Here is a 23,454-nt window from a genome sequence, read left to right as displayed (position 1 = left end):
CTGCATGACTGACCCCAGAGAACCCACCTCCCCTATTCCCAACCCCCGGCAGTTTCAGGATGCGCGGTATGAAGCTCCGCCGCATCACGACCCCTTCTTCCTGCACGCGCACGAGGCGACCACCGAGGGTGAGCGCCGCGCCATCGAGATGGTCGAGGCGGCCGAGACCGGCGGCCGGAAACTCAGCGGGTTCCCGAAATGGCTGGTCACGGCGTTGGCCCTGGCGTGGTGCGCGTTCCAGATGTGGGCGGCGCAGAAGGGCACGGTGGACCTGCTGACCCTGCGGGCGGTGCACCTGGCGTTCGCGTTCGCGCTGGCGTACCTGGTGTTCCCGTTCCGCAAGACCCCGGACCGGCCGCAGACGCGGGTGCCGTGGCTGGACTGGGTGCTGGGCGCGGCGGCGACCGGTACGGCTGTGTATCTGATCCGGCAGTACCCGACGATCGCGAACGTGCAGGGCGGGTCGCTGACCAGCACGGACGTGTGGGTGGGCAGCGCGATGATCGTGCTGCTGCTGCTCGCGGCGTGGCGGACCATCGGGATTGCCATGCCGATCGTGGCGGGCGTGTTCATGCTGTACGCCCTGACGGGCCCGAAGGGCCTGATTCAGGGGGACCTGGGGCCGCAGTTGCAGCTGCACGCCGGGCAGACCTGGCCGCAGGTGGTGGGGCAGCTGTTCGCGAACACGGAGGGGATTTTCGGCACGGCGATCGGCGTGTCGGCGCAGATCGTGTTCCTGTTCGTGCTGTTCGGCGCGGTGTTCGACAAGCTGGGCGCCGGGGACTGGTTCATGAACGTCGCGCAGGGCCTGCTGGGCGGGTACCGGGGGGGGCCGGCGAAGGCGAGCGTGCTGTCCAGCGCCCTGAACGGCATCATCAGCGGGAGTGCGGTCAGTAACGTGGTGACGGGCGGGAACATCACCATCGGGACCATGAAGAAGGTCGGGTACAGCGCCGAGAAGGCGGGGGCCATCGAGGTGGCGTCCAGCAGCAACGGGCAGCTGATGCCGCCGGTGATGGGTGCGGCGGCGTTCATCATGGCGCAGAACCTGAACATCGAGTACCGCAGCCTGATTCTCGCGGCGGCCATCCCGGCGTTCCTGTGTTACGCGGCGCTGCTGGTGGTCACGCACATCGAGGCATTGAAGCTGAACCTGCGGGGCCTGCCGAAGTCCGAGCTGCCGCGCGTGCGGCAGACGCTGATCGCCGGGTGGTATTACCTGATTCCGCTGGGGTACCTGCTGGGCACCCTGACCGCGAACCCGGACGCCGCGCCGGAGCGCATCGCGCTGAACACCATCCTGATGATGATGGTGATGATGCTGGTGCAGGAGGTGTACCGCGCCACCCGCCCCGGTGACGGGCGCACTGCCGTGCAGGGCCTGAAGGACGGCGTGCGGATGCTGGTCGAGGCCTTCGAGTCCGGGGCACGCAGCATGATCGGCATTGCCATCGCCACGGCGGCGGCGGGGATCATCGTGGGCATCGTGACCATCACAGGCCTGGGTTTCGGCCTGGCGGACATCGTGCAGCTGGTCAGCGAGACCTTCCGCAACCTCTTCGCCAGCATCGCCGCGCTGATTCCCGGGGTGAACGCCGCTCAGGTGGCGACGTTCGGGGCGATGGTGGTGGTGCTGCTCATGGCGCAGCTGATCGCGCTGGTGCTCGGCATGGGCCTGCCCACCACCGCCAACTACATCCTGATGTCGGCCTTGATCGTGCCGATCATCGCCAAGATCGCCGGGCTGGACACCAGCAACCCCGCGCAGATGCTGCCGGTGCACATGTTCGTGTTCTACTTCGGGATCATGGCCGACAGCACGCCCCCGGTGGCGCTGGCGGCGTTCGCGGCAGCGGCCATCAGCGGCGGGAATCCGGTGGCGACCGGCGTGCAGGCCTTCCAGTACGAGCTGCGCACGGCGCTGCTGGCCTACATGATGTTCTTCAACCCGCAGCTGCTCCTGATCGCCAACAACCGCCTGGGCGGCCTGCCGCTGGCCGAGGCGGTGCCCATGGTGGTGTTCGCGTTCATTGGGCTGGTGGCGTTCAGCGCGGCCACGCTGCGCTTCCTGCACCGGCGCACCAACGTCCTTCAGACGCTGCTGCTGCTGGTCGCGTCCCTCATCCTGATCATTCCCACGCACATCCTCTGGAACCTGGGCGCGCTGGGCCTGATCGCCCTGGTGTACTTCTGGCAGAAGGCCGGCAGCCGCCGCGAGCAGCCGCCGGTCGTGCCGCCCGCCGTGGCAGGATGACCGCGTGACCCTCCCGCCCCACCCTGACCCGCACGTCCCCGCCCCGGCCCCGGCGGCCAACGAGCCGCTCCGCTCCGCGCTGCGCCGCGGGGAGAACGTGGTGGAACTGATCGCCGTGCTGTGGCAGCGGCCCGCGGTGCGGCTGGTGGTGTACCTGATCGCGGTGCCGCTGGCGCTGTGGGTGCTGCTGCGCGGCATGCAGCTCCTGACCAGCGTGCTGGTCACGATCCTGCTCGCGTACGGACTGGCGTTCCTGTGCAACCCGCTGCTGGTGTGGCTGGAGCGGCGCGGGGTGGGCCGGGGCCTGGGCGTGCTGCTGGTGCTGATCCTGGGCCTGGGGCTGGTGACGGGCATCGTCATGACCCTGAGTTCCCAGGTGCAGAGCATGCTGCAGAGCCTGCCGCAGCTCGCCCGGTCCCTGAAGGAACTCGCCATGAACCTCCTCGATCACCTGGGGAACGTGCAGGGCGCCGAGGGCCTGCGCGACCGGGTGAGCGAGGCCATCGACAAGCAGCTCAGCGGCATCCAGCAGGGCGCCGGGCCGCTTGCCGAACGCATCCTGAATTCCGGCCCGGACGTCATGCACACCCTGAGCAACCTGGTGGGGTGGCTGGGGCAGGTGGGGTTCATCGTGACGCTCGCCATGTACTTCATGTTCGATTACGACGGTGTGGGCCGCACGCTGGTGGGGGTGTTCCCGAAACGCTGGCAGCCGACCATCGTCCGGCTGTCCGACGACGTGAGCGAGAGCTTCGGGTCGTACCTGCGGGGCACGCTGCTCACCATGGTGGCGTGCGTGGTGCTCGCCACCGGCGGGCTGCTGCTGCTGAAGGTCCCGAACGCCCTGGCGATCGGGCTGATGAGCGGGTTCATCAACCTGTTCCCGTACGTGGGGATCGTGCTGGCGTCCATCCTGGCGATGGTGCAGGCCGTGCCCCTGGGCACGACCACCATCCTGCTGGTGGCGCTGCTGTACTTCCTGATCAACCAGTTGCTCGGAAACGTCATCGGGCCGATCATCATGGGCCGCACCACGCAGCTGACCGCCTCCACAATCTTGGTGGCGCTGCTGATCGGGCTGGCGCTGGGCGGCGCGGGCGGCGCGCTGCTGGCCATTCCAGTCGCCACGCTGATCAAGCGCTGGGTGGAACGCTACTGGCTGCCCAGCGCCGCGCACGAGGGCGACCCGAGCGACGCGCCGGCCGGGGTGCTGGGCGAACCGGACCTGGACCCGGTGGAGATCATGAGCGACCTGCAGCCCGACGACCCCCGTCAGGAAGCCAAGGGCCTGAGCGACGGCACCTGAAGCACACCAGAAGAAGGCCGCCCACCGGGAGTCCTGGTGGGCGGCTTCGCGGTGGGGGGCCAGCTCAGCGGCTGGCGATCTTCACGCGTTTTTCCAGCTGGTCGGTGAAGAAGGTCATGACGGTGGTCAGCGCGAGGTACACGGCCGCGATGGTGGTCAGGACCGGGATGGGCATGAACGTCTCGCTGCTGACGCGCGCGCCGGCCAGGGAGAGTTCCAGCAGGGCGATGGTGCTGGCCAGCGAGGAGTCCTTGAGCAGCGCCACGATGTTGTTCACCAGGGGCGGCACGACGATCCGCATGGCCTGCGGCAGCACGACCGTCTGCATGGTCTTGCCGCTGGTCAGGCCCAGGCTGCGCGCGGCTTCCGTCTGGCCCTTGGGAATGGCGAGGATACCGGCGCGGATCACCTCGGCGTTGTACGCGCCGACGTTCAGGGCCAGGGCGATCACCGCCGACCAGAACTCGTTCAGGCTGACGTTCAGGCCGATGCCCTGCAGCAGGGGCGGCAGGGCGTTGTACACGAACAGGATCTGCACCAGCAACGGCGTGCCGCGGATCAGCCACACGAACAGGTTCGCGGGCGCGCGCACCAGCGGGCTGGCACTGACCTTCATGATGCCGGCCAGCATGCCCACGGCCAGGCCGATCAGGCCGCTCACCACGGTGAGTTGCAGGGTCATGCGCGCGCCCTGCACGAACAGGTCGGCGCGCGGCCCGATGGGGTCGGGCATCGCCCGGAGAATCAGGGTGATCACGTAGAACAGCGCGATGAAGGCCAGGGCGGCCCCGGCCACCCACAGCAGGATGGCGCCCGGGCTCATGGGCGACTGGCGGGCCGGTGCGGTCTTCGCGGCGGTCATGGCCGGACCCCGGTGATGCGTGCGTTGGTCATTGCCCCAGAAGATACCGCCGCGGCCCGGGGGCGGGAGAGGTGGGCTGTCCAGCTTCACCCCCTGTCCGGGTGGGCCGGGGGCCGGGCCGGCTGGTATGCTGCACTCCGAGTGAACGGCGACTGGCGCTAGCGTGGGCGAACCACGGGGAAGCCGTTCAGGACAGGGAAGTGATCGCGCGCCTGGGTCGGACACCGGTTCCCGCAAGTGGTGGGGGTGGTGTCCATCGTTTCTGATGCAGCCGGCCGGGCGCGGGCCCGCCGGACGGAGGGAGGACAGGATGACGAAACGGGCCTTGATCTCGGTGAGTGACAAGACGGGCGTGGTGGAGTTCGCGCAGGCGCTCTCGGCGCGCGGCTGGGAGGTGCTGAGCACTGGCGGCACCTTCGCGGCGCTGTCGGCGGCGGGCGTGCCGGTGCGCGCGGTGAGTGACGTGACCGGCTTCCCGGAGATGATGGACGGCCGCGTGAAGACCCTGCACCCCGCGGTGCACGGCGGCATCCTGGCGCGGCGCGGCACGGCCCACATGGACGAGCTGGCCGGGCAGGGCTTCGGCACCATCGATCTGGTGTGCGTGAACCTGTACCCCTTCCGGGAGACGGTGGCGCGCGGCGCGCCGGACGCGGACGTGATCGAGAACATCGACATCGGCGGGCCGGCCATGATCCGCTCGGCGGCGAAGAACCACGAGGGCGTGCTGGTCCTGGTGGACCCGGCCGACTACGCCGTGGCCCTGCAGGACGAGGTCCCGGCGGCCGAGAGGCGGCGGCTGGCGGCGAAGGCCTACCGGCACACCAGCGAGTACGACGCGGCCATCACCGCGTACCTGGAGGGCGCCTCGGACGTCCTGCCCACGAAACTGCCCGACGCCCTGACCCTGAACCTGACCAAGGCGGCGGAGGTGCGTTACGGAGAAAACCCGCACCAGCCCGGCGCCATCTACCGCTGGGGCGCGGCGCGCGGGCCGGTGCTGGACGCCCGCGTGGTGGCCGGCAAGCCCATGAGCTTCAACAACTACGCCGACGCGGACGCCGCCTGGGCGCTGTGCCAGGACCTGGCCGCGCAGGAACAGGCGGCCGGGACGGACGGCGCGGTGTGCGTGGCCGTGAAGCACGCCAACCCCTGCGGCGTGGCCGTGGCGGACACCGTGACGGGGGCCTGGGAACGCGCCCGGGACGCCGACACCCTCAGCGTGTTCGGCGGGGTGGTCGCGGTGAGCCGCGCCGTGGACTTCGCGGCGGCGCAGGCGATGCGCGGCACGTTCCTGGAGGTGCTGATCGCGCCGGACGTCACCCCGGACGCGGTGGAGTGGTTCGCGCAGAAGAAACCCGACCTGCGCGTGCTGATCGCCGGGCCCGAGCAGAATGTGAGCGTGCTGGACGTCCGCCCGCTGACCGGGGGTTTCGCCGTGCAGGAACGCGACGCGCGGCCCTGGGACGACCTGTGCCCCGAAGTGGTGACGGAGCGCCAGCCGACCGAGCAGGAGTGGGCAGACCTGCGCTTCGCGTGGGGCGTGGTCAAGGGCGCGCGCAGCAACGCCGTCGTGCTGGCCAAGGAGGGCGTGACCGTGGGCCTGGGGGCGGGCGCCGTGAGCCGCATCTGGGCGGCCGAGCGGGCCGTGGCGAACGCCGGGGAGCGGGCGCAGGGCGCCGTGCTGTCCAGCGAGGCCTTCTTCCCCTTCGACGACGTGGTGCGCCTCGCGGCAGCGGCCGGCGTGACCGCCATCCTGCAGCCCGGCGGCGCGAAACGCGACCCGGAAGTCATCGCCGCGTGCAACGAGCTGGGCCTCAGCATGGTCTTCACCGGCTCCCGCCACTTCCGCCACTGATGAGCGCCCTCCCCCACCCCGGGGGTAAGCTCAAGGGCAGCGTCCGCGGGCGCCGCCCCGCCCCCCCCAGCCATGACTGATTTCACTCCCCCCGACTCCCCTGCCCCGCCCCGCGCCCTGCCGGGCAAACCCCTGGCCGACCGCGTGACCGCCGAGGTCCGCGCCGCCCTGGCCGAGTGGGCGGCCCTGACCCCACCGTTCCAGCCGCGGCTGGTGAGCGTGCTGGCCTCCAGCGACCCGGCCTCGCGCGTGTACGTGCAGAGCAAGGCCCGGCAGGCCCGCAAGCTCGGCCTGGACTTCCACGTGGTGGACCTGGGCGAGACCGTCACCCAGGCCGACCTGGAAGCCGCGCTGCGGGAACTCTCGGCCGACGAGTCCGTGCACGGCATCGTGCTGGAACTCCCGCTCGCGCCCGGCCTGGACGCCGACGAGGCGCTGCTGCACATCGCGCACCGCAAGGACGTGGAGGGCCTCACGCCCGGCAACCTGGGCCTGATCGCCGCCGGGCGCGAGCCCGAGGCGCTGCTGCCGCCCACGCCACGGTCCGTGCGGTTCCTGCTGCGCGAGGCGCTGGGTGACGACCTGCGCGGCCGGCGCGTGGCCGTGATCGGCCCGGGCCGCACGGTGGGCCGGCCCCTGACCTTCATGCTCAACAACCGCGGCGTGACCGTCACCCTGTGCAACGAGCACACCCGCGACCTCCCGCGCGTGCTCGCGGACGTGGACGCCGTGGTGGTCGCGGTCGGCCGGGCCGGGCTGCTGCGGGCCGGGCACGTTCAGCCGCACCACGTGATCGTGGACGCCGGCATCAACGTGCAGGAGTCCGGCGTGGCTGGCGACGCCGAGCGCGACCTGCCGGTCCGCGCGCAGACGCCCGTGCCCGGCGGCGTCGGCCCGCTGACCGGCGCGCTGATGTACCAGAACCTCGTGCGCGCCGTGAAACTCCAGCGGGGAGAACGCGTCGAATGACCGCCCCCCGGACTGCGGCCTTCATCACGGACGCCCCGCGCGTGGCCGGCAGCGAGGTCTGGCTGCTGGACGTGCTGCCGCTGCTGCCCGCGCACGGCTGGCAGCCGACGGTGTTCCTGCCGGACCGGGACACGCTGGACGAACTCGCCCGGCGCTTCCAGGCGGCCGGCGTGCCGGTGGAGCGCTTCGGCGACCCCGCCACGCTGCCGGACCACACGCGGGCCTTCCACCTGCGCGTGCTGCAGGCCTGGGAGCCGGCCACCTACCGCCAGCTGCTGCCACGGCTGGCCTCGCCGCGGCTGGCCGTGCTGCACGACCAGCTGGAATACCACTACCCCGCGCCGGTGCGGCTGCTGTACCGCGAGATCTACCGACGCACGAAGGCCCGGCCCCTGCGGACCGCCGACCGGCTGGTCACGGTGTCCCGCTGGGGCGGGGCGTTCCTGCGCGGCCCGCTCGGGCTGCCGCAGGTGGGCGAGGTCACGAACGGCGCCGACCCCACGAGGTTCCGCCCGGCCCACCCCGGGGAACGCGAGGCACTGCGCTCCGAGTACGGCTTCACGCGCTTCACGGTGCTGATTCCCGGCCGGTTCGCGCCAGAGAAGAACCAGCTCACGGCGCTGCTCGCCGCCCGGCACGCCCCGGACCTGGACTTCGTGTTCGTGGGCGACCAGGACGCCGGGCTGGGCGCCGCCGCGCACCGCCTCCAGAAGCTCCTGCGGCTGGGGAACGTGCGGTTTCTGGGACGGCGCTGGGACATGCCCGAGCTGTACCGCGCCGCCGACGTCCTGCTGCAACCCACCCTCGCCGAAAACCAGTCCCTCGTCACCCTGGAGGCCATGAGCAGCGCCCTGCCCATCGTCACCACCCCCATCCCCGCCCAGGCCGAACTCGTCCAGGACGGCCACACCGGCCTGCTGGTGCCCGCCCAGCCCCGGTTGCTCGCCACCGCCCTCCGGGCCCTCGCTGCCCACCCGGAGCGGGCCCGGCAGCTGGGCCTCAACGCCCGCCAGTTCGTGCTCGACCACCACACCATCCACCACACCGCCGCGCTCGTCGCGGACGTTCTCGGTGAGGCGTCCCCGGGCGGCGCGCGGCGCTCCTGAAGGCCGACCCGCCGGGCGACGTGTGGTATCTCTAGGAACTTTATGCTCAGGAAGCTCTTCAAACTGATTGATGCCGTGGGCATGGTCTCGTTCGGCCTGTATGCCGTTCAGCAGGTGGCCAGTGCCCTGATGCCCGCCCAGCGGCTCCCCGAGTCGAGGTCCGGCGCCCAGCTCACGTTCCTGGTGCCCGCGCTGAACGAGGCGCAGGTGATCGAGGCGACCGTGGAGAACCTGCGGGCGACCGCCCCGGACGCCGAGGTGGTCGTGATCGACGACGCCAGCGACGACGGCACTGACGGCATCGTGCGGCGCCTTGCCGCGCTGGACCCGTCGGTGCGCCTGCTGCGCCGCGAGTTCCCGAATGCCCGGCAGAACAAGGGCCGGGCCATGAACTGGGCGGTGGAGCAGCTGCTGCGGGAGTACCGGGCGGCGGGGCGGGCCCTGGAGCGGGTCGTGTTCGTCGGCATCGACGCGGACGGCCGGATCGGGCCGGAGTTCGTCTCGCAGGTGCGGGGCGCGTTCGAGGCGCCTCAGGTCATGGCCGCGCAGGGCTGGATGCGTTACCGGATGCCGGGCGGGGCGCTGCCGGGCCTGCATGGGGCACTGGCCCGCGTGCTGCTGGTCCAGCAGGACCTGGAGAACTTCATCCTGGGGCATTACCAGCGCGTGCGGCATGCGGCCGGCACGGCGTCCCTGACCGGGAACGGGCAGTGCATGCGCGCCAGTTACGTGGCCCGGCAGCTGGACCGGGGCGTGCTGCCCTGGCCGGACGTGCTGCTGGAGGATTTCGGCAGCGCCCTGGAAATCCGGCTGGAACGGCCCGAGAACCGGATCGCGATGCTGACCGCGCAGGTCGGGCAGCAGGGCATGATCGACGCGGTGCCCTTCATGAAACAACGCGCCCGCTGGATTCAGGGCACCATGGAGTGCCTGCCGTACCTGCCCAGGCTGCTGCGCAGCCGGTCCCATCCGGCGACGCTGCTGGACTTCACGTACATGATCCTGGGGCCTTGGCTGAACACCCTGCTCACCCTCAGCCTGCTGACCCAGCCGCTGCGGCGCCGGACGCCGGGGGCGGGGCTGTCCACGCCAGGGTGGTGGGGCACGGTCATGTCGGGCCTGCCGCTCCTGATGCAGTTGCAGTGGGCCGTGCGCTACTGCCGGGAAAAGCAGCTGCCGTGGACGACCGTGGTGTACATCATGCTGACGCTGCCGGTGTTCAGTGCCGTGACCTTGTGGTCCTTGCCGCTGGCCCTCTACCGGCACGCCACCGGGGAGAAAAGCTGGTACAAGAGCGTCCGGCACGATGAACCGCCGGCCACCGTCCCGCTGTAAAGCCTGCAGGTTCCTGACTCCCCCTGCCCACCCGGGCTTGGGGGAGTCAGGCGTTCAGGAAGGCGCGGACCTGCCCGGGGAGGTCCTGGGCGTCCATCAGGAAGGCGTCGTGGCCGTGGGGGCTGTCCAGTTCCCAGTAGGTGCCCTGCGGGAGGCGCCGGGCGTGGCCCTGGACTTCGGCGGCGGGGTACAGCTGGTCGCTGCGGATGCCGACGGCGAGCACGGGCGCCTGGATACATCGCAGTTCGGCGTCGGTGGGCTGGAAGGCGTCCATGGCCTGCGTGAGGGTGCAGTAGGTGCGTTCGCAGAAGCGGGCGTGGAGTTTCTCGCCCTGGTAGTGCAGGTAGCTGGTGATGGCGGGCACGCCGGGCACGCGCTGTCCGGCCTGGGTGGCGTCCAGGCTTTCGGGGCTGCGGTAGGAGAGCATGGCGATCATCCGCGCGACCTTGAGGCCTTCCCCGCCGGGGGCGGCGCGGATGGCGCCGCGCTGGGCAGTGTTCAGGCCGACCGCCCAGGGGCTGTGCCGGGCGGGCGCGCCGATGATCACGGCGCGGTCCACGAGGTCCGGGCATTCCAGCAGCCAGGCGTAGGCGAGCATGCCGCCCATGCTGGCGCCGATCACGCGCACGCGCTGCACGCCCAGGTGCTCCAGCAGGGCGCGTCCGGCGCGGGCGAGGTCGCGCAGGGTGAGGGGCGGGTCGCCGCCGTTCACGCGGGGCAGGTCGGCGGGGCCGGTGCTGCCGGCGCAGCCGCCCAGGACGTTGGCGCACACGACGTACTGCTCCTGGGGGTCCAGGGGCCGGCCGGGGCCGAGGAAGTCTGGCCACCAGTCGTGCACGGCGCTGGTGCCGGTCAGGGCGTGCAGGACCAGGGTGGCCTCGGGGCGGGGGGTGCCGTAGGTGTGGTACCGCAGGCGGATGTCGTTGACCGGCTGCCCGCAGTCGAGAAGCAGCGGCGTGGTGCGGAACAGGGTGGCGGTGCCGGTGGTGACGGGGGCCGGCTGGGGCTCGGGGGCGCGGCCGCCTTCCGGGGTGGTGACGGGCGGGGCGGGCCGGGTGGGGGCGGGGCGGGTCAGGGCGGTCACGCTCCGGCTCCGGCGGGCGCGGCCTCCTGCGGTGCGGCGGGGCCGTCGTGGGCGGCGACGAGCGCCTGGGCGAAGTCCTCGCGGATATCGTCGATGTGTTCGATGCCCACCGACACCCGGATCAGGCCGGGCGTGACGCCGGCGGCCGTCTGGGTGAGCTCGTCGAGCTGGCTGTGGGTGGTGCTGGCGGGGTGGATGACCAGGGTGCGGGTGTCGCCGACGTTCGCGACGTGCTGAGCGAGCGTGACGCTGCGGATGAAGGCCTCGCCGGCCGCCCGGCCGCCCTTGAGTTCGAAGGTGAGGACGGAGCCGGCCCCGCGCGGCAGGTAATGCTGGGCCCGGTCGTAATGCGGGTGGTTGCTCAGCCCGGGATAAGTGACGCGGCTCACGTCAGGGTGCGTGGCGAGCCAGCCGGCCAGCGCGAGGGTGTTCTGCGCGTGGCGTTCGGCGCGCAGGCTCAGCGTTTCCAGGCCCTGGATGAACTGCCACGCCTGCTGGGGGGCGAGGGTGGTGCCGAAGTCACGCAGGCCCTCGGTGCGGGCGCGGATGATGAACGCAATGTTCGGCAGGCCGAGCGGGTTGCCGGTGCCGAAGGTCTCCCAGAAGTTCAGGCCGTGGTAGCTGGGGCTGGGCTCGGTCATCAGGGGGTAGCGGCCGCTGCCCCAGTCGAAGGTGCCGCCGTCCACGATCACGCCGCCGATGCCGTTGCCGTGCCCGCCGATCCATTTGCTGGCGCTGTGGGTCACGATGTCCGCGCCGTGCCTGAGCGGCTGGCAGTAGTACCCGCCGGCGCCGAAGGTGTTGTCCACGATCACGGCCACGCCGCGCGCGTGGGCGGCCCGCGCGATGCCCTCGAAGTCCGGGACGTCCAGGCCGGGGTTGCCGAGCGTCTCGAAGTACACGACGCGGGTGCGGTCGTCGATCAGGGCGGCGAACTCCTCGGAGCGCTGATCGCGGCCGGTGAAGCGCACCTCGATGCCCAGGCGTTTCAGCGTTACGCGGAACTGGTTGACGGTCCCGCCGTACAGGTTGGGGCTGGCGACGATGTTGTCCCCGGCCTGCGCCAGGGTGGTGATCGCCAGGAACTGCGCGGCGTGCCCGCTGGACACGGCCAGTGCGCCCACGCCCCCTTCGAGCGCGGCGACGCGGTCCTCGAACACGGCGGTGGTGGGGTTCTGGATGCGGCTGTAGATGTTCCCGAAGGCCTGCAGCCCGAACAGCTGCGCGGCGTGCTCGGGGGATTCGAACACGTAGCTGTTCGTGGCGTAGATGGGCACCGCCTGCGCGCCGGTGGCGGGGTCGGGGCGCTGGCCGGCGTGCACCTGCAGGGTCTCGAAACGCGGGGTGGTCTTGTGGGAATGGGGCATGGGCCGCCCTCCTCGGTGGGGGGGTGGGAGCGGCCCCGGTACAGGGGCGCCCCCTTCTTCGGTGGGTCTGAAGAGAAGGGGGCGCCAGATGGTCATCCGCGTGTCCTCTTCCCGCTCGGTCCCCGCGCAGTGATCATCGTGAACGTGCGGGGGCTGGCCTTGGCACCGTGACGTGATGAGGTCCGGTTGCCGCGCCGTCGTGGAGCCAGGTCTCTCGGGCGCTCTGAAGTGGGTCGCTCCACGCGGGAGCTATGCGGAGAGTACCGCCCCGGTGCGGGGGCGTGCAAGGGCCGGGCGGCGGGGTTGTCCGGTCAGGTCAGGCGGGGGGCAGGGCGGCGCAGTCGGGGCACAGGCCGTACAGGGTAAGTTCGTGGGCGTCCACCACGAACCCGCCGGCGAACACCGTGCCGCGCGGCAGGCTGACCGGACAGGTCTGCAGGGTGAACACGCGGCCGCACCGGCGGCAGCTGAAGTGGTGGTGGTGACCGCGGCCGCTCGCCTCATACAGCGTCTCGCCGTCCAGCATGACCGGATGGATCAGGCCCTGGTCGGTGAGGAGCTTCAGGGTGCGGTACACCGTGGCGATGCCCAGGGCCGGCAGGTCCCGCTGCGCCTGCGCGTGAATCTCGGTGACGGTCAGGGGGCCCGGCGCGGTGGTCAGCACGCGGTGAATCTCGTCGCGCTGGCGGGTGGTGCGGGTGGAGGGACGGGCGGAGGGCACGTGCCCAGGGTAGCAAACGCCCCCGCAACCGGCCGGGGCGCGCGCCACGAACAGGCGCCCCGCAGCCACAGGGGGCGGGGCGCCGGATTCAGGGTGGAACCCAGGTCAGCGGGCGTTGGGGTTGCCGCGCTCGTCCCCGGCGATGGGGGTGCCGCTGGCCTTCGCCTCCACCTGGCTGTCCGGCATGCGCACCACGCCGGCGTGCGCGGGGGTCACGACCGGGCCGGTGGGTCCGGTGCCCACTGCGCCCGTTCCGGGGCGGGTGACGGGGCCGGCGTTCGGGTTGCTGCGGTGCAGCGGATCGATGGCCGTGCCGGTGGCCTTGGCGTCCACCTGGCTGTCCGGCATGCTGACCACGCCGGCGTGGCGGGGGGTAACAGCGGGGCCGGTCGCGCCGGTGCTGTGGGGCGTCTGCCCGCCGGGCAGAGCCGCGGAGGCGGTGGGATTGCGGCGGTCGGTGTCCGGGATGGCGGTGCCGACGGCCTTGGCCTCGACCTGGCTCTCGGGCATGGGCACGACCCCGGGGTGGGTGGGGGTAACGGGACTCACGGCCGTCACTGTACCGCTCCGGTCGTGGCTGGCATGCGCCGGACGTCCACTCGTGTGGAGGCCCGGCGCGTCAGCTTTTGGGCGGTGGTCCTCCCCGCCCTGGGGCTCTTTCAGGAAGGCGGCGGTGGCTGCGGACGAGTGGACGGGCGTGCGGCCTTCCTTCACGACGACCTGCCCGCCCTCGCCGGTGGTCAGGGTGACCGGGCCGGTGACGGGTTTGTCGAAGGTGGCGGGGCGGCCGGTCACGCGGTCCACCTCGGTGAAGGTGACCTGCTGTCCGCGGTCCAGAGCGGCGCGCGGCCCGGCTGCGGGGGCCTGCCCGGCCCGGTCGAGCAGGGACGTGGAGAGCTGCTCCAGGCGGGGCGTGATGACGCGCTCGGTGAGCGTCTTCACGGCCAGCGTGCCGAGCGTGGCGACCAGGGCGCCGCCGACCCCGCCGCCCTTCTGGCTTTTCTGCGCCTTGATCAGGGCCTTCTGGTACTTGGCGGGGCTGTCGGCGTCCACGTAGATCTTCTTCGTGCGGCGCATCTGGCGGCCCATCATCAGGCCCAGGACCGCCCCGACCGCGGACGCGCCGCCGATCATCTTCAGGGGGTCTTTCTGCATCTGCACGTGCAGGTTGGCCTGCTGCGCCAGGGTGTCCACGCTGGCGCGCAGGCGTTCACGGGCGGCCTCGCGCTCGGTGATCAGTTCGCGTTCGGTGGTGACGTGGGGCGGGACGTGGTCGTGCTTGCCGTTCATGCGTTGCCTCCGCGGCGCATGTCGTCCCGGTAGGTCGGTTCGGTGCTGACGGGCACGCCGGGCACCTCGGGCGTTCCGGGGGTGGGGTGGGTGTGGGCGGTGCGGGACCGGTCAACCACCCGGATATCGTCCGTGACCTCCGTGCCGGTGGTGGCCGCGTAGGTGGTCGTGCTGGCCGCGTCGGGCGTGGCGTGGGCGGCGTAGGTGGTGGTGCTCACGGTGGTGGTCTCGGCGGCGCTCTGACCGAAGGTCACGCTGGGGCTGCCCTGGTCGGCCCAGGCGATCTCGTCGCGGTGCAGCAGGGGTTCGCTGGTGTCCACCTCGGCGCTGAGTTTCTTCAGGCCGAACATGATCAGGCCGGCGGTGACGGCCAGGCTGAGCAGGGCGATCACCAGGGCGGCGCCCCAGGCGGGCAGCCACAGCATCAGCAGGTAGAACAGGGCGAGGATCAGGAAGATCAGGCCCAGGATCAGCGGCCCGACCGCGGCGAGCAGGATCACGGCGCCCAGCCCCTTGGCCTTGGCGACGTCCCCGACCTTGCGGGCCACACCATTCACTTCTGCTTTGACCAGGGTCACCCCGGCGTCGAACACGTCGACGAGGGCCGTTCCCATGCTCTTGCGTTCTTCCATGCGTTCCTCCGGTGGGCGGGCGCGCCGCAACCCGCCGCGCGCCGCCCTTGACTCTCAGCGCAGCATAGTCAATCCGGCCCCGGGCGGGCAGGCTGCGACAAGGAAACCTGAAGCCGCCGTCCCCAGCGGGCTCATGCGTGTCCGGGCACCCGCGCGGGCTGGAAGGGGGCGCGGCTCAGGTGCGGGCGTCCAGCCAGTCCAGCAGGCGGGCGCGCACCTGCTCGCGCGGCAGGTCGTTCAGGAGTTCGTGGTACCCGCCCGCTTCCAGGTGCAGTTCCTTGTCGGGGCTGGCGATCAGGTCGTGGAACCGGCGGCTGCCGCGCGGGTCGGTGATGCGGTCTGCCTCGCCGTGCACGGTCAGGGTGGGCAGCGTCCAGCGGGGGTACATGTCCCACAGGCGCTCGCTGAGGCCCAGCAGGCTCGCGGCGGTGAGGGCGCGGACCTTGCCGTGAAAGACCTGCTCGTCGGCCTCGTACGCCTGGACCTCGTCGGGCAGGCGGGACAGGTGCGCGGTGCTCAGGGCGTTCACGGGCAGGGCGGGCGCGACCCGGGCCAGCAGCGGCGCGAGTTTCTTCAGCCAGGCGGGTTCCTCCTGCCCGACCAGCAGCGCCGGGCTGGAGAGGATCACGCCGGCCAGGCCGCGCGGGTCGCGGCTGGCGCTGGCGGCGGTGACCAGCCCGCCCAGGCTGTGCCCGAACGCGAACACCGGCACGGTCAGACCCCGCAGCGCCTCCCGGGCCCTGAGGTGATCCTCGACGAGGTCGTTCAGGTCCACCACGGCGCGCCGGCCCGGCGACTGCCCGTGCCCACGGTGGTCGAAGGCGTACACGCTGTAGCCCCGCGCGACCAGGGCGGGAATCAGGGCGTGGTACCGCTCGACGTAGCGCGCGGCGTACTCGCCGACGCCGTGGGAGAGCAGCACCGCGCCGCGCTCCGGGGCGGCCGGCCACACGTACCCCTTCACGGGCGCCCCGGGCACCGTCCAGTCCTGTGGTTGCATGCGTGCAGTGTAGTGAAGGGCTGGTACAGTGGGAGCGTAACGCTGCCTTTCGGGGCGGGTGCCGGCGACCATACGCCGACCTGGAGGAGTCTGTTCTGCGCAGACTCCTCCTTTGCTTTGAGCCTTCCCCTGCTGCCCTGGACGGTGCCCTGATGCATGACTCCCCTGCCCACCCCTCCCTGCTGGACTCGCTCGGCCTGCACCTGAGTGCGGGGCAGGTCACCACGCTGGCCCTCGCGCTGTTCGGCCTGACGTACCTGATGATCCTGCTGGAAAAGTACGTGCACCGCACCGTCGCGGCGCTGCTCGGCGCCTGCGCGGTGATGCTGCTGGGTCTGCTCACGCCGGATCAGGCGTGGGGGGCCATCGACTTCAACACGATCTTCCTGCTGTTCGGCATGATGAACATCGTCAACGTGCTGTCCCGCAGCGGGTTCTTCGAGCTGGTCGCGCGGCGGGCATTGCTGGTCACGCGCGGCGAGCCGGTGCGGGTGCTGTGGGTGTTCAGCCTGCTCACCGCGGCGTTCAGCGCCTTCCTGGACAACGTGACGACCGTGCTGTTCATGGCGCCGGTGGTGGTCACGGTGGTCACGCGGCTGGGCCTCAAGCCCCTGCCCTACCTGATCGCGGTGATCATCGCCAGCAACACGGGCGGCACGGCCACGCTGGTCGGCGACCCGCCGAACATCATCATCGGCTCGGTGGCCGGCAAGGGCTTCGGGGATTTCCTGGTGAACGTCGCGCCGTACGCGGCCGTCGTGACCGTGCTCGCGGTGGGCATGATGCACCTGATGATGCGCCGCAGCGGCGCGCTGGCCGGAACCTTCGACGCGGACAACCTGCGCCGGGTGCTGACCGACCCCACCCCGGTGAAGACCGACGCGCGGCTGATGCGGCAGGCGCTGGCGGTGTTCGGGGTGACGCTCCTTCTGTTCATGGTGGGGCACCCGCTCGGCCTGGAGGCCGGCCTGATCGCCCTGACCACCAGCACGTTCCTGATGCTGATCGCCGACCTGAACCCGGCGGAACTGTTCGAGAGCGTGGAGTGGACGACGCTGCTGTTCTTCATGGGGCTGTTCGTGGTGGTGGGCGCACTGGAGCACGCCGGGGTGTTCACCACGGTGGCGCAGGCGATGACCGGTGTGATCGGCGGGGACGTGGGGCGCGGCATCCTGCTGGTGGGGTTCGGCAGCGCGCTGATCAGCGGGTTCGTGGACAACATTCCCTTCACAATCAGCATGGCGGGCGTGCTGCGCGAGATGCAGGGCGCCGGCGGGGCCGCGCTGGACCCGCTGTGGTGGGCGCTGTCGCTGGGCGCGTGCCTGGGCGGGAACCTCACCTTGATCGGCGCGTCGGCGAACATCGTGGTGTCCGACATCGCGCGCCGCGAGGGGCATCCCATGGGCTTCGGGGCGTTCATGCGCTACGGCACGCCGGTGGCGGTGGTCACGACCAGCGTGGCCCTGCTGCTGTACTGGGCCGTGTACCGGCTCACCGCGTAGGCCGCGTCCCGCGGCGGTGACACCCGGCGCGGGCGCCGCTGTGACACCCGCCCGTTACACTTCAGGGCATGACGAAACTGGTGATCGTGGCCGCCAAACGCACCCCCATCGGGAGTTTCCTGGGCAGCCTGAAGGACGTGTCGGCCGCGCAGCTGGGCGTGACGGCGGCCCGGGCAGTGCTGGACGGCGTGAACGGCGACGACATCGCCGACGTGATCGTGGGGAACGTGCTGCAGGCCGGGCAGGGCATGAACGTGGCCCGGCAGGTGGCGATCGGGGCGGGGCTGGCGCATCACGTGCCGGGCCTCACCGTGAACCGCGTGTGCGGCAGCGGCCTGCAGGCGGTCGTGAGCGCCGCGCAGGGCATCCGCGCCGGGGACGGTCAGGTGTACCTCGCGGGCGGCACGGAATCCATGAGCCGCGCGCCGTACCTGCTGCCCCGCGCCCGCGAGGGCTACCGCCTGGGGCACGCGCAGGCGCTGGACAGCATCCTGAGTGACGGCCTGACGGACGTGTTCGCCGACTACCACATGGGCATCACCGCGGAGAACGTCGCCGAGGCGTGGAATCTGACCCGCGAGGAGCAGGACGCCTTCGCGCTGGAAAGCCAGACCCGGGCCGCGGCGGCGCTGGACGCCGGGCATTTCGCCGACGAGCTGGTGCCGGTGGAGGTGCCGGGCCGCAAGGGCACGACCATCTTCGAGCGCGACGAGTACCCGCGCGCGACCACCCTGGAGGCCCTGGCGAAACTGAAGCCGGCCTTCAAGAAGGACGGGACCGTCACGGCCGGGAACGCCAGCGGCATCAACGACGGCGCCGCCATGCTGCTGGTCGCCTCCGAGGAGTACGCGCAGGCACACGGGCTGCCGGTGCTGGCCGAGATCGCCAGCTACGCCGCGATCGGCGTGGACCCGGCGGTCATGGGGATCGGGCCGGCGAAGGCCGTGCCGATCGCGCTGGACCGCGCCGGACTGGGCGTGGCGGACGTCGACCTCTTCGAGCTGAACGAGGCCTTCGCCGCACAGTCCCTGGCGGTCGTGCGGGACCTGAAGGCCGATCCGGCGCGCGTGAACGTCACGGGCGGCGCGGTGGCGCTGGGCCACCCCATCGGCGCGTCCGGCGCGCGCGTGCTGGTCACGCTGGTGCATCAGCTCCGGCGCATGGGCAAGGAGACCGGGGTGGCGAGCCTGTGCATCGGCGGCGGCATGGGGATCGCCATGGTGGTCCGTGCCCGCGGCTGAACAACAGCAGGGCAAAGAAAACACCCCCGCCGGCTTCGGCGGGGGTGGCACAGTTGGTCCGGCTCAGGATTAGCGGCTGGCGTTGATGGTCAGCTGCGCGTTGCGGGTCACGGTGTACGTGCCGACGCTGGTGCGGTAGCCGGGGGCGATCATCACGATCTCGTGCTGGCCGCCGCTCAGCTGTACGTTTAGGCCGTTGTTGGCGATCACGCCCACCTCGCGGCCGTCCACGAACACGCGAGCGCCGTTCACGTTGCTGCGGATGGCGACGGTGTAGGTGCTGACGACGGGCGCGGGGGTGGTGGCCTGGGCGAATTCCACGTTCACGTTCGTGGTGGTGTTGGCCCGCACGGTGATGGTGGTGGTGAAGTCACGGTAGCCGGCGGCCTGCACGCGGATGGGGTACGTGCCGGGACGCAGGTTGCTGTAGGTGACGTTCGCACCGCCGAGGCGCTGGCCGTTCAGAATCACGGTGGCGTTGTTCACGTTCGTGCCGACGAACAGGCTGCCGGTGCTGATCTGGGCGCGGGAGGCGACGGTGTAGAAGGCGGTGTCGCTGACCCAGCTGTTCTGGGGCAGGGGGTTCACGACGATGCTCAGCGCCTGCGCGAAGCCGGCCTGGGTCTTGGCGGTCACGGTCGCGAAGGTGTCCTGCGCGGTCTTGAACTGGCTGATCTGCTCCAGGTTCAGGGGCGTCAGGCTGGCGAGCGCCAGGACCTTGTTCTGGCCGATGGGGCCCTGGATGTCGAAGGTGAACTTGTCGTCGGCGGCCGGGAACACGCGGGTGGTGTTGGCCTTGACGAAGTTGTCGCCGCCCAGCTTGTTGGGCAGGATCTGGTCGACGGTCCCGTCGGGGTTGACGTTGAAGAGGTACACGTAGGCGTCGCGGTTGACGGTCGTGCTGATGCTGATCTTCTCACCGACGCGGTAGGCGGGGTTCTGGCTGCCGCTGGTGTCCTTGTCCACGCGAACGCTCACCTTGAGGTCGGGCTGGGTGGGGTTCACGATGATGCTCTGGGCGCTGATCTTCGGGGCGGCGGCGGCCGTGCTAAGGAGCATGGCAGCGGGAATCATCAGGATCTTTTTCATGGGTTCCTCCTGCCCGCAGCCTAGTGGGGTCATCTTGACCGGCCATGAGCCGGCCGGCACGGAACGTTAATTGTGGTTCAGGCACGGATCAGGTCTGAACAGTCCGGTCAGGAACCGCATCTCTTCAGCGGATGATACGGGCCGGTTCGATGTTCGCGGCGCGCCGCGCCGGGATCAGGGCGGCGAGCAGCGTGGTCACCAGGCCCAGGGTGTTCACGCCGAGCAGGTCCGTCAGGCGCACCTCCACCGGCAGGGCCGTGATGAAGTACAGGTCGCCGGGCAGCTGGAAGGGCCGCACCGTGAAGTACGCGCTGATGCCCAGGCCCAGCAGGTTGCCCAGCAGCAGCCCGCCCAGGCCCAGGATCAGGCCTTCGAGCAGGAACACCCGGGTGATCAGGGCGCGGGTGGCGCCGACCGCGCGGAGAATGGCGATCTCCTGCGTCTTCTCGAACACCGCCAGGGTCAGGACGTTCGCGATCCCGAACGCGGCCACGACCACGATCAGGAACACCACGAACCCGATGACCTTCTTCTGCAGGTCCAGCTGCTGCAGCAGCGTGCCGTACAGGTTCTGCCAGGGCAGCGCGGCGTAGTTGCGGTTCAGGGTCAGGTCCCGGCCGACCGCGCGGGCGGTCTGCGGGTCGTGCAGGCGCAGCTGGTACCCGGTGATGGTGCGGGTCTGCTGCAGGTCCTGCAGGGTGTTCAGCGTGGTGAAGGCGTAGGCGCTGTCGATCAGGTAGTTGCCGGTGCTGAACACGCCCCGCACGGTCAGCGTGGTGCGGCGCTGCGTGCTGTTCAGCAGCCGCACCTCCTCTCCCGTGAACGCCCCGACGCTGCGGGCCAGGGCGCTGCCCAGCAGCACCTCGCCGTCTTTCAGGGTGGCGAGCTGGCTGCGTTCCGGTTCGCGCAGTTCCAGCACGCGGCTGCCCTGCCCGGGCACGCCGAACAGCGTGGTGAAGTCCACCCCGGCGGCCCGCCCGTCCGTGGCCGGCCGGGTCAGCAGGCCCTTGTCCGCCAGAAAGGGCGTGAAGGCCTGCACCCGAGCGTCGCCGCGCAGCGCGCGTTCCAGCTCCGGGTCGGGGCCGGCGGGCCGGAAGGCGGTCACGCTCAGGTGAGGGCTGGCCCGCAGGGTCGCGTCGATCAGGGCGCCGGTGAAGCCGTTCGTGAGGCTCAGCGCCGCGATCAGGGCCATGACACCCACCGCGATGCCCAGAATGGTCAGGACGTTCTGCGTGCGCCGCCGCCGCAGGTGCGCGCTCGCCAGGGTCCAGGCGAGCGGCCAGGTCCGGACGGCGGGAGTGGGAGCGGGGGTGGGGCGGGCCATGCGCCTGCGGAGCATAGCAGGGGGCCACAGCAAAGCGCCGCCTCGGGGTCCGGGGCGGCGCTCAGGGAAGGCGGGGGGTTCAGCGGACGGCGGTGATGCGCACGCTGCGGGCGCCGAACTGCAGGGCCTGGTTGCGGCTGGGCATCCAGATGTCCAGGCTGTTGACCTTGCGGGCGGCCATGGTGTCTTCCACGATGAACACCTGGTTGCCGAAGTTGTAGCGGCCGCTCAGGTCCTGGATGGTGATGCGGGTGCCGTAGGGGAACAGGCGCAGCAGGTCGCGGCTCAGCGCCACCACGCCGTTGCGGACGCGGGTGCCGGTGGCGGTGATGAAGGGGGTGCTGTCGGTCTGGGCGGCCAGGCTGTTGTAGGCGGTGGCGCGCACCACGGCGCTGCGGCCGGTGCTGCGGGTCGCGGCGATGGGCGCGCTGACCTGCGTGGCGGCCTGGGCGATGGCGGCGGCGCGGGCGTCCTGGGCGGGGGTGGGAGCGTTGGCGATGGCGGTGATGGCGTCGCGCACGGCGTCGGTCGCCAGGGTGCTGCTGGGCAGGGCGGGGGTGGCGGAGGCGAGGGTCAGTACGGTGGCCAGCAGGGTGGCGGCCAGGCGTCGGAGGGTAAAGGTCATGGGGTCTCCTGCGGAAGTGCCGGGGCACTCCCGTGATGGGTGGGAATGAGGTGAAACAGAGGGGCGGTTCGCTGGGGCCACCGGGAGGCGGGCGGGAATCGCACTTGGGCCTCGGTTGGGGGTGGCTCAACGAACCATTGATTTCCTGAATGAGGCTAGGGGGTCAAAATGGCAAGTTTATGATAAAATGGCTTTTCTAAACTCATTTTAATGCTCTCATTTTGAGCATTGATTTACCTTCTATGTGTAAAAAATTCGTTTTTATCGGATATCTTTAAATGAGACAAGTTCTAATGGCCTCATTTAGTTTCTCACGATGAGGAAAACCTCACGACCTCACCAGCGCCTCATTCGTCCGCATGACGGGCCACATGGCCTACATCCGGTAAGCCAGAACACGTTTGACCCGCCTGTTCCCCTGAGAGGGAAGCAAGGCGGGCCAAAGTCCATGGGAATGTCAGCCGATCAGCTCACAGATCACTCATTATTGGTTTCCGGGGCCTTGGCGGCCGGAATCGTGCCCCAGCCGGACAGGATCTCCGCGGCGATGTCCCGGTAGATCGGGGCGGCCGTCTGCGATCCGTGGTGGTCCACCTTCGCACCGTGCACCATGACTGCCACCGTCACCCGCGGCGCATCGGCCGGGAAGAACCCGGCAAACACGCTGTTGTAGATCTCGCCGGAGTAGCGCTTGCCCACCACGACCTGCGCCGTGCCGGTCTTCCCGGCCAGGGCGTACCCGGCCAGCCCCGCCTGCCCGGGAATGCCCTCATCGATCACGGCCTGCAGCATCGCGCGGGTCGTGCGGGCCGAGTCGGGCCGGATCACCTCGCGCTGCTCCAGCCGCCCGGCGTCCTCCACCAGCCGCGGGGAAACGTAGCGCCCGTCGTTCGCCAGGGCGTTGTAGGCAGCCGCGAGTTGCAGGGTGGTGGTGTCCATGCCCTGCCCGAACGCGTTCGTGGCGCGCACCAGGTCCCCCCAGTTGCGCAGCGGCTGCAGGCGTCCGGTGGCGGTCATCACAGTGGGGATGCTCACGTCCCGCCCGAAGCCGTACTCCAGCAGGTAGTTGCGCAGGCCCTCGTTCGGGAACTGCTCGACGATGTGCGTCATGCCCACGTTGCTGCTGTAGCGCAGTACCTGCTTGGTGGTCAGGACGGGCGGGTGGGCCACGGCGTCGTTGATGGTGCTGCCCCAGCGCCCACCCACGTAGCGGCGCATGGGCGTGTCGTACTGCGTGGTGGGCGTGGTGAGGCCCTCATTGATCGCGGCGGCCACCACCAGACCCTTGATGACGGAGCCGGGCTCGTACACGTCCAGGAAGGGGCGGTTGCGGATCGCCTCGCGGCTGTAGCTGCGCCAGTTGTTGGGGTCGAAGGGCGGGTAGCTCGCGGCGGCCAGCAGGCGCCCGGTGCGGGTTTCCATCACCACGACCGACCCGTACTCGGCGCGGTGTTTCACGACCGCCTTCCCGAGGGCCGACTCGGCGGCCGCCTGCGTGCGGGGTTCCAGGGTGAGTTTCAGGTCCTCGCCGCCCTCGAGCTGGCTGTTGTAGGAGTACTCCAGGCCCTCGAGGCCGGCGCTGGCGCCCATCATGCCCACGACCTGCCCGGCCAGCACGCCCTGCGGGTACACCCGCTTGCCGTCCACGCTGCGGGCGAGCACGGTGCCGTCCGAGGCCAGGATCGCGCCGCGGCCCTGCACGACACTCTGGCGCACCGTCTGCGGCACGCGCCATTCCAGCTGGGCGTACGCGCCGACCAGCAGCAGGAACAGGATCAGGGACAGCGCCTGCATCAGCCGGGAGCGTCGGTGGATTTTCACTTCCATGGGGGCCTCACTTCGGTCGCGGGGAGTCGGGCGGTGTTCAGGGCAGGCTGGTGGGGGGCAGG

Annotated in this window: 19 protein-coding genes and 1 riboswitch; of the genes, 8 read left to right on the top strand and 11 right to left on the bottom strand. The window is 70.8% G+C overall.

Features of this window, described 5'->3' with window-relative positions; genetic code table 11:
* The first annotated feature begins 4 nt into the window (after positions 1-4).
* Both DFI_RS04665 and DFI_RS04660 read left to right on the top strand, forming a co-directional pair.
* Positions 5-2,254 (top strand): TRAP transporter permease, encoded by a 2,250-nt coding sequence (locus DFI_RS04665; RefSeq protein WP_081425710.1) that lies wholly within the window; start codon positions 5-7, stop codon positions 2,252-2,254.
* Between the two features lie 4 nt (positions 2,255-2,258).
* Positions 2,259-3,560, top strand: coding sequence for an AI-2E family transporter (locus DFI_RS04660; RefSeq protein WP_022799839.1), 1,302 nt, complete (start codon positions 2,259-2,261; stop codon positions 3,558-3,560).
* A gap of 64 nt (positions 3,561-3,624) precedes the next feature.
* Here the strand turns inward: DFI_RS04660 and DFI_RS04655 are convergent, their stop codons facing one another.
* Positions 3,625-4,422: an amino acid ABC transporter permease gene (locus DFI_RS04655; RefSeq protein WP_022799840.1), complete on the bottom strand. Its 798-nt coding sequence runs from the start codon at positions 4,420-4,422 to the stop codon at positions 3,625-3,627.
* Between the two features lie 138 nt (positions 4,423-4,560).
* Positions 4,561-4,647, top strand: a riboswitch (ZMP/ZTP riboswitch).
* An 85-nt stretch (positions 4,648-4,732) separates the two neighbouring features.
* On the opposite strand from DFI_RS04655, the gene purH reads away from it, so the two are divergent.
* The 4 genes from purH (at position 4,733) to DFI_RS04635 (ending at position 9,690) form a co-directional block, all read left to right on the top strand.
* On the top strand, positions 4,733-6,280 hold the full coding sequence (gene purH / locus DFI_RS04650; RefSeq protein WP_027462118.1) for a bifunctional phosphoribosylaminoimidazolecarboxamide formyltransferase/IMP cyclohydrolase: 1,548 nt from the start codon (positions 4,733-4,735) through the stop codon (positions 6,278-6,280).
* Positions 6,281-6,352: 72 nt separating this feature from the next.
* A complete protein-coding gene (locus DFI_RS04645) occupies positions 6,353-7,249 on the top strand; it encodes a bifunctional 5,10-methylenetetrahydrofolate dehydrogenase/5,10-methenyltetrahydrofolate cyclohydrolase (RefSeq protein ID WP_027462117.1) in 897 nt (298 codons plus the stop codon).
* Positions 7,246-8,355, top strand: a complete 1,110-nt coding sequence (locus DFI_RS04640) for a glycosyltransferase family 4 protein (RefSeq protein WP_043776969.1) — start codon at positions 7,246-7,248, stop codon at positions 8,353-8,355. Before DFI_RS04645 ends, DFI_RS04640 begins: the two co-directional genes overlap by 4 nt.
* 42 nt (positions 8,356-8,397) lie before the next feature.
* Positions 8,398-9,690 (top strand): glycosyltransferase, encoded by a 1,293-nt coding sequence (locus tag DFI_RS04635; protein ID WP_027462116.1) that lies wholly within the window; start codon positions 8,398-8,400, stop codon positions 9,688-9,690.
* A gap of 46 nt (positions 9,691-9,736) precedes the next feature.
* On the opposite strand, the gene DFI_RS04630 is transcribed toward DFI_RS04635, so the two are convergent.
* The 6 genes from DFI_RS04630 to DFI_RS04605 all read right to left on the bottom strand — a co-directional run bounded on the left by DFI_RS04630 (position 9,737) and on the right by DFI_RS04605 (position 15,784).
* On the bottom strand, positions 9,737-10,774 hold the full coding sequence (locus DFI_RS04630) for a homoserine O-acetyltransferase family protein (RefSeq protein WP_244940315.1): 1,038 nt from the start codon (positions 10,772-10,774) through the stop codon (positions 9,737-9,739).
* Positions 10,771-12,141 (bottom strand): O-acetylhomoserine aminocarboxypropyltransferase/cysteine synthase family protein, encoded by a 1,371-nt coding sequence (locus tag DFI_RS04625; protein ID WP_043776967.1) that lies wholly within the window; start codon positions 12,139-12,141, stop codon positions 10,771-10,773. Before DFI_RS04625 ends, DFI_RS04630 begins: the two co-directional genes overlap by 4 nt.
* Before the next feature lie 316 nt (positions 12,142-12,457).
* A complete protein-coding gene (locus DFI_RS04620) occupies positions 12,458-12,862 on the bottom strand; it encodes a Fur family transcriptional regulator (RefSeq protein WP_022799847.1) in 405 nt (134 codons plus the stop codon).
* Between the two features lie 105 nt (positions 12,863-12,967).
* Positions 12,968-14,152, bottom strand: coding sequence for a hypothetical protein (locus DFI_RS04615; RefSeq protein WP_051307475.1), 1,185 nt, complete (start codon positions 14,150-14,152; stop codon positions 12,968-12,970).
* Positions 14,149-14,784, bottom strand: coding sequence for a phage holin family protein (locus DFI_RS04610; RefSeq protein WP_081425726.1), 636 nt, complete (start codon positions 14,782-14,784; stop codon positions 14,149-14,151). The genes DFI_RS04615 and DFI_RS04610 overlap by 4 nt, the downstream gene beginning before the upstream one ends.
* A 175-nt stretch (positions 14,785-14,959) precedes the next feature.
* Entirely contained in the window at positions 14,960-15,784 is an 825-nt protein-coding gene (locus DFI_RS04605; protein ID WP_027462115.1) for an alpha/beta hydrolase, read from the bottom strand.
* Positions 15,785-15,936: 152 nt separating this feature from the next.
* Here DFI_RS04605 and DFI_RS04600 point away from each other — a divergent pair, with 152 nt between their 5' ends.
* Both DFI_RS04600 and DFI_RS04595 read left to right on the top strand, forming a co-directional pair.
* The gene (locus tag DFI_RS04600) at positions 15,937-17,286 is read left to right on the top strand and encodes an ArsB/NhaD family transporter (protein WP_051307473.1); all 1,350 of its coding nucleotides are present in this window, start codon (positions 15,937-15,939) and stop codon (positions 17,284-17,286) included.
* A 68-nt stretch (positions 17,287-17,354) separates the two neighbouring features.
* Positions 17,355-18,527 carry an acetyl-CoA C-acetyltransferase gene (locus DFI_RS04595; protein WP_027462113.1) on the top strand — a complete coding sequence of 391 codons (1,173 nt, stop codon included), beginning with the start codon at positions 17,355-17,357 and terminating at the stop codon, positions 18,525-18,527.
* A 69-nt stretch (positions 18,528-18,596) separates the two neighbouring features.
* Here the strand turns inward: DFI_RS04595 and DFI_RS04590 are convergent, their stop codons facing one another.
* The 4 genes from DFI_RS04590 to DFI_RS04575 all read right to left on the bottom strand — a co-directional run bounded on the left by DFI_RS04590 (position 18,597) and on the right by DFI_RS04575 (position 23,392).
* Positions 18,597-19,616 carry a DUF4384 domain-containing protein gene (locus DFI_RS04590; protein WP_022799853.1) on the bottom strand — a complete coding sequence of 340 codons (1,020 nt, stop codon included), beginning with the start codon at positions 19,614-19,616 and terminating at the stop codon, positions 18,597-18,599.
* A gap of 124 nt (positions 19,617-19,740) precedes the next feature.
* Positions 19,741-20,940 (bottom strand): ABC transporter permease, encoded by a 1,200-nt coding sequence (locus DFI_RS04585; RefSeq protein ID WP_027462112.1) that lies wholly within the window; start codon positions 20,938-20,940, stop codon positions 19,741-19,743.
* A 79-nt stretch (positions 20,941-21,019) separates the two neighbouring features.
* On the bottom strand, positions 21,020-21,565 hold the full coding sequence (locus tag DFI_RS04580) for an RlpA-like double-psi beta-barrel domain-containing protein (RefSeq protein ID WP_022799855.1): 546 nt from the start codon (positions 21,563-21,565) through the stop codon (positions 21,020-21,022).
* Positions 21,566-22,042: 477 nt separating this feature from the next.
* Positions 22,043-23,392 (bottom strand): peptidoglycan D,D-transpeptidase FtsI family protein, encoded by a 1,350-nt coding sequence (locus tag DFI_RS04575; protein WP_022799856.1) that lies wholly within the window; start codon positions 23,390-23,392, stop codon positions 22,043-22,045.
* Positions 23,393-23,454 lie beyond the last annotated feature (62 nt).

The organism is Deinococcus ficus (assembly GCF_003444775.1).
GTDB lineage: Bacteria > Deinococcota > Deinococci > Deinococcales > Deinococcaceae > Deinococcus > Deinococcus ficus.
The sequence above is the reverse complement of the archived record's forward strand: the minus strand, read 5'-3'. Positions and strand labels throughout refer to the sequence as shown.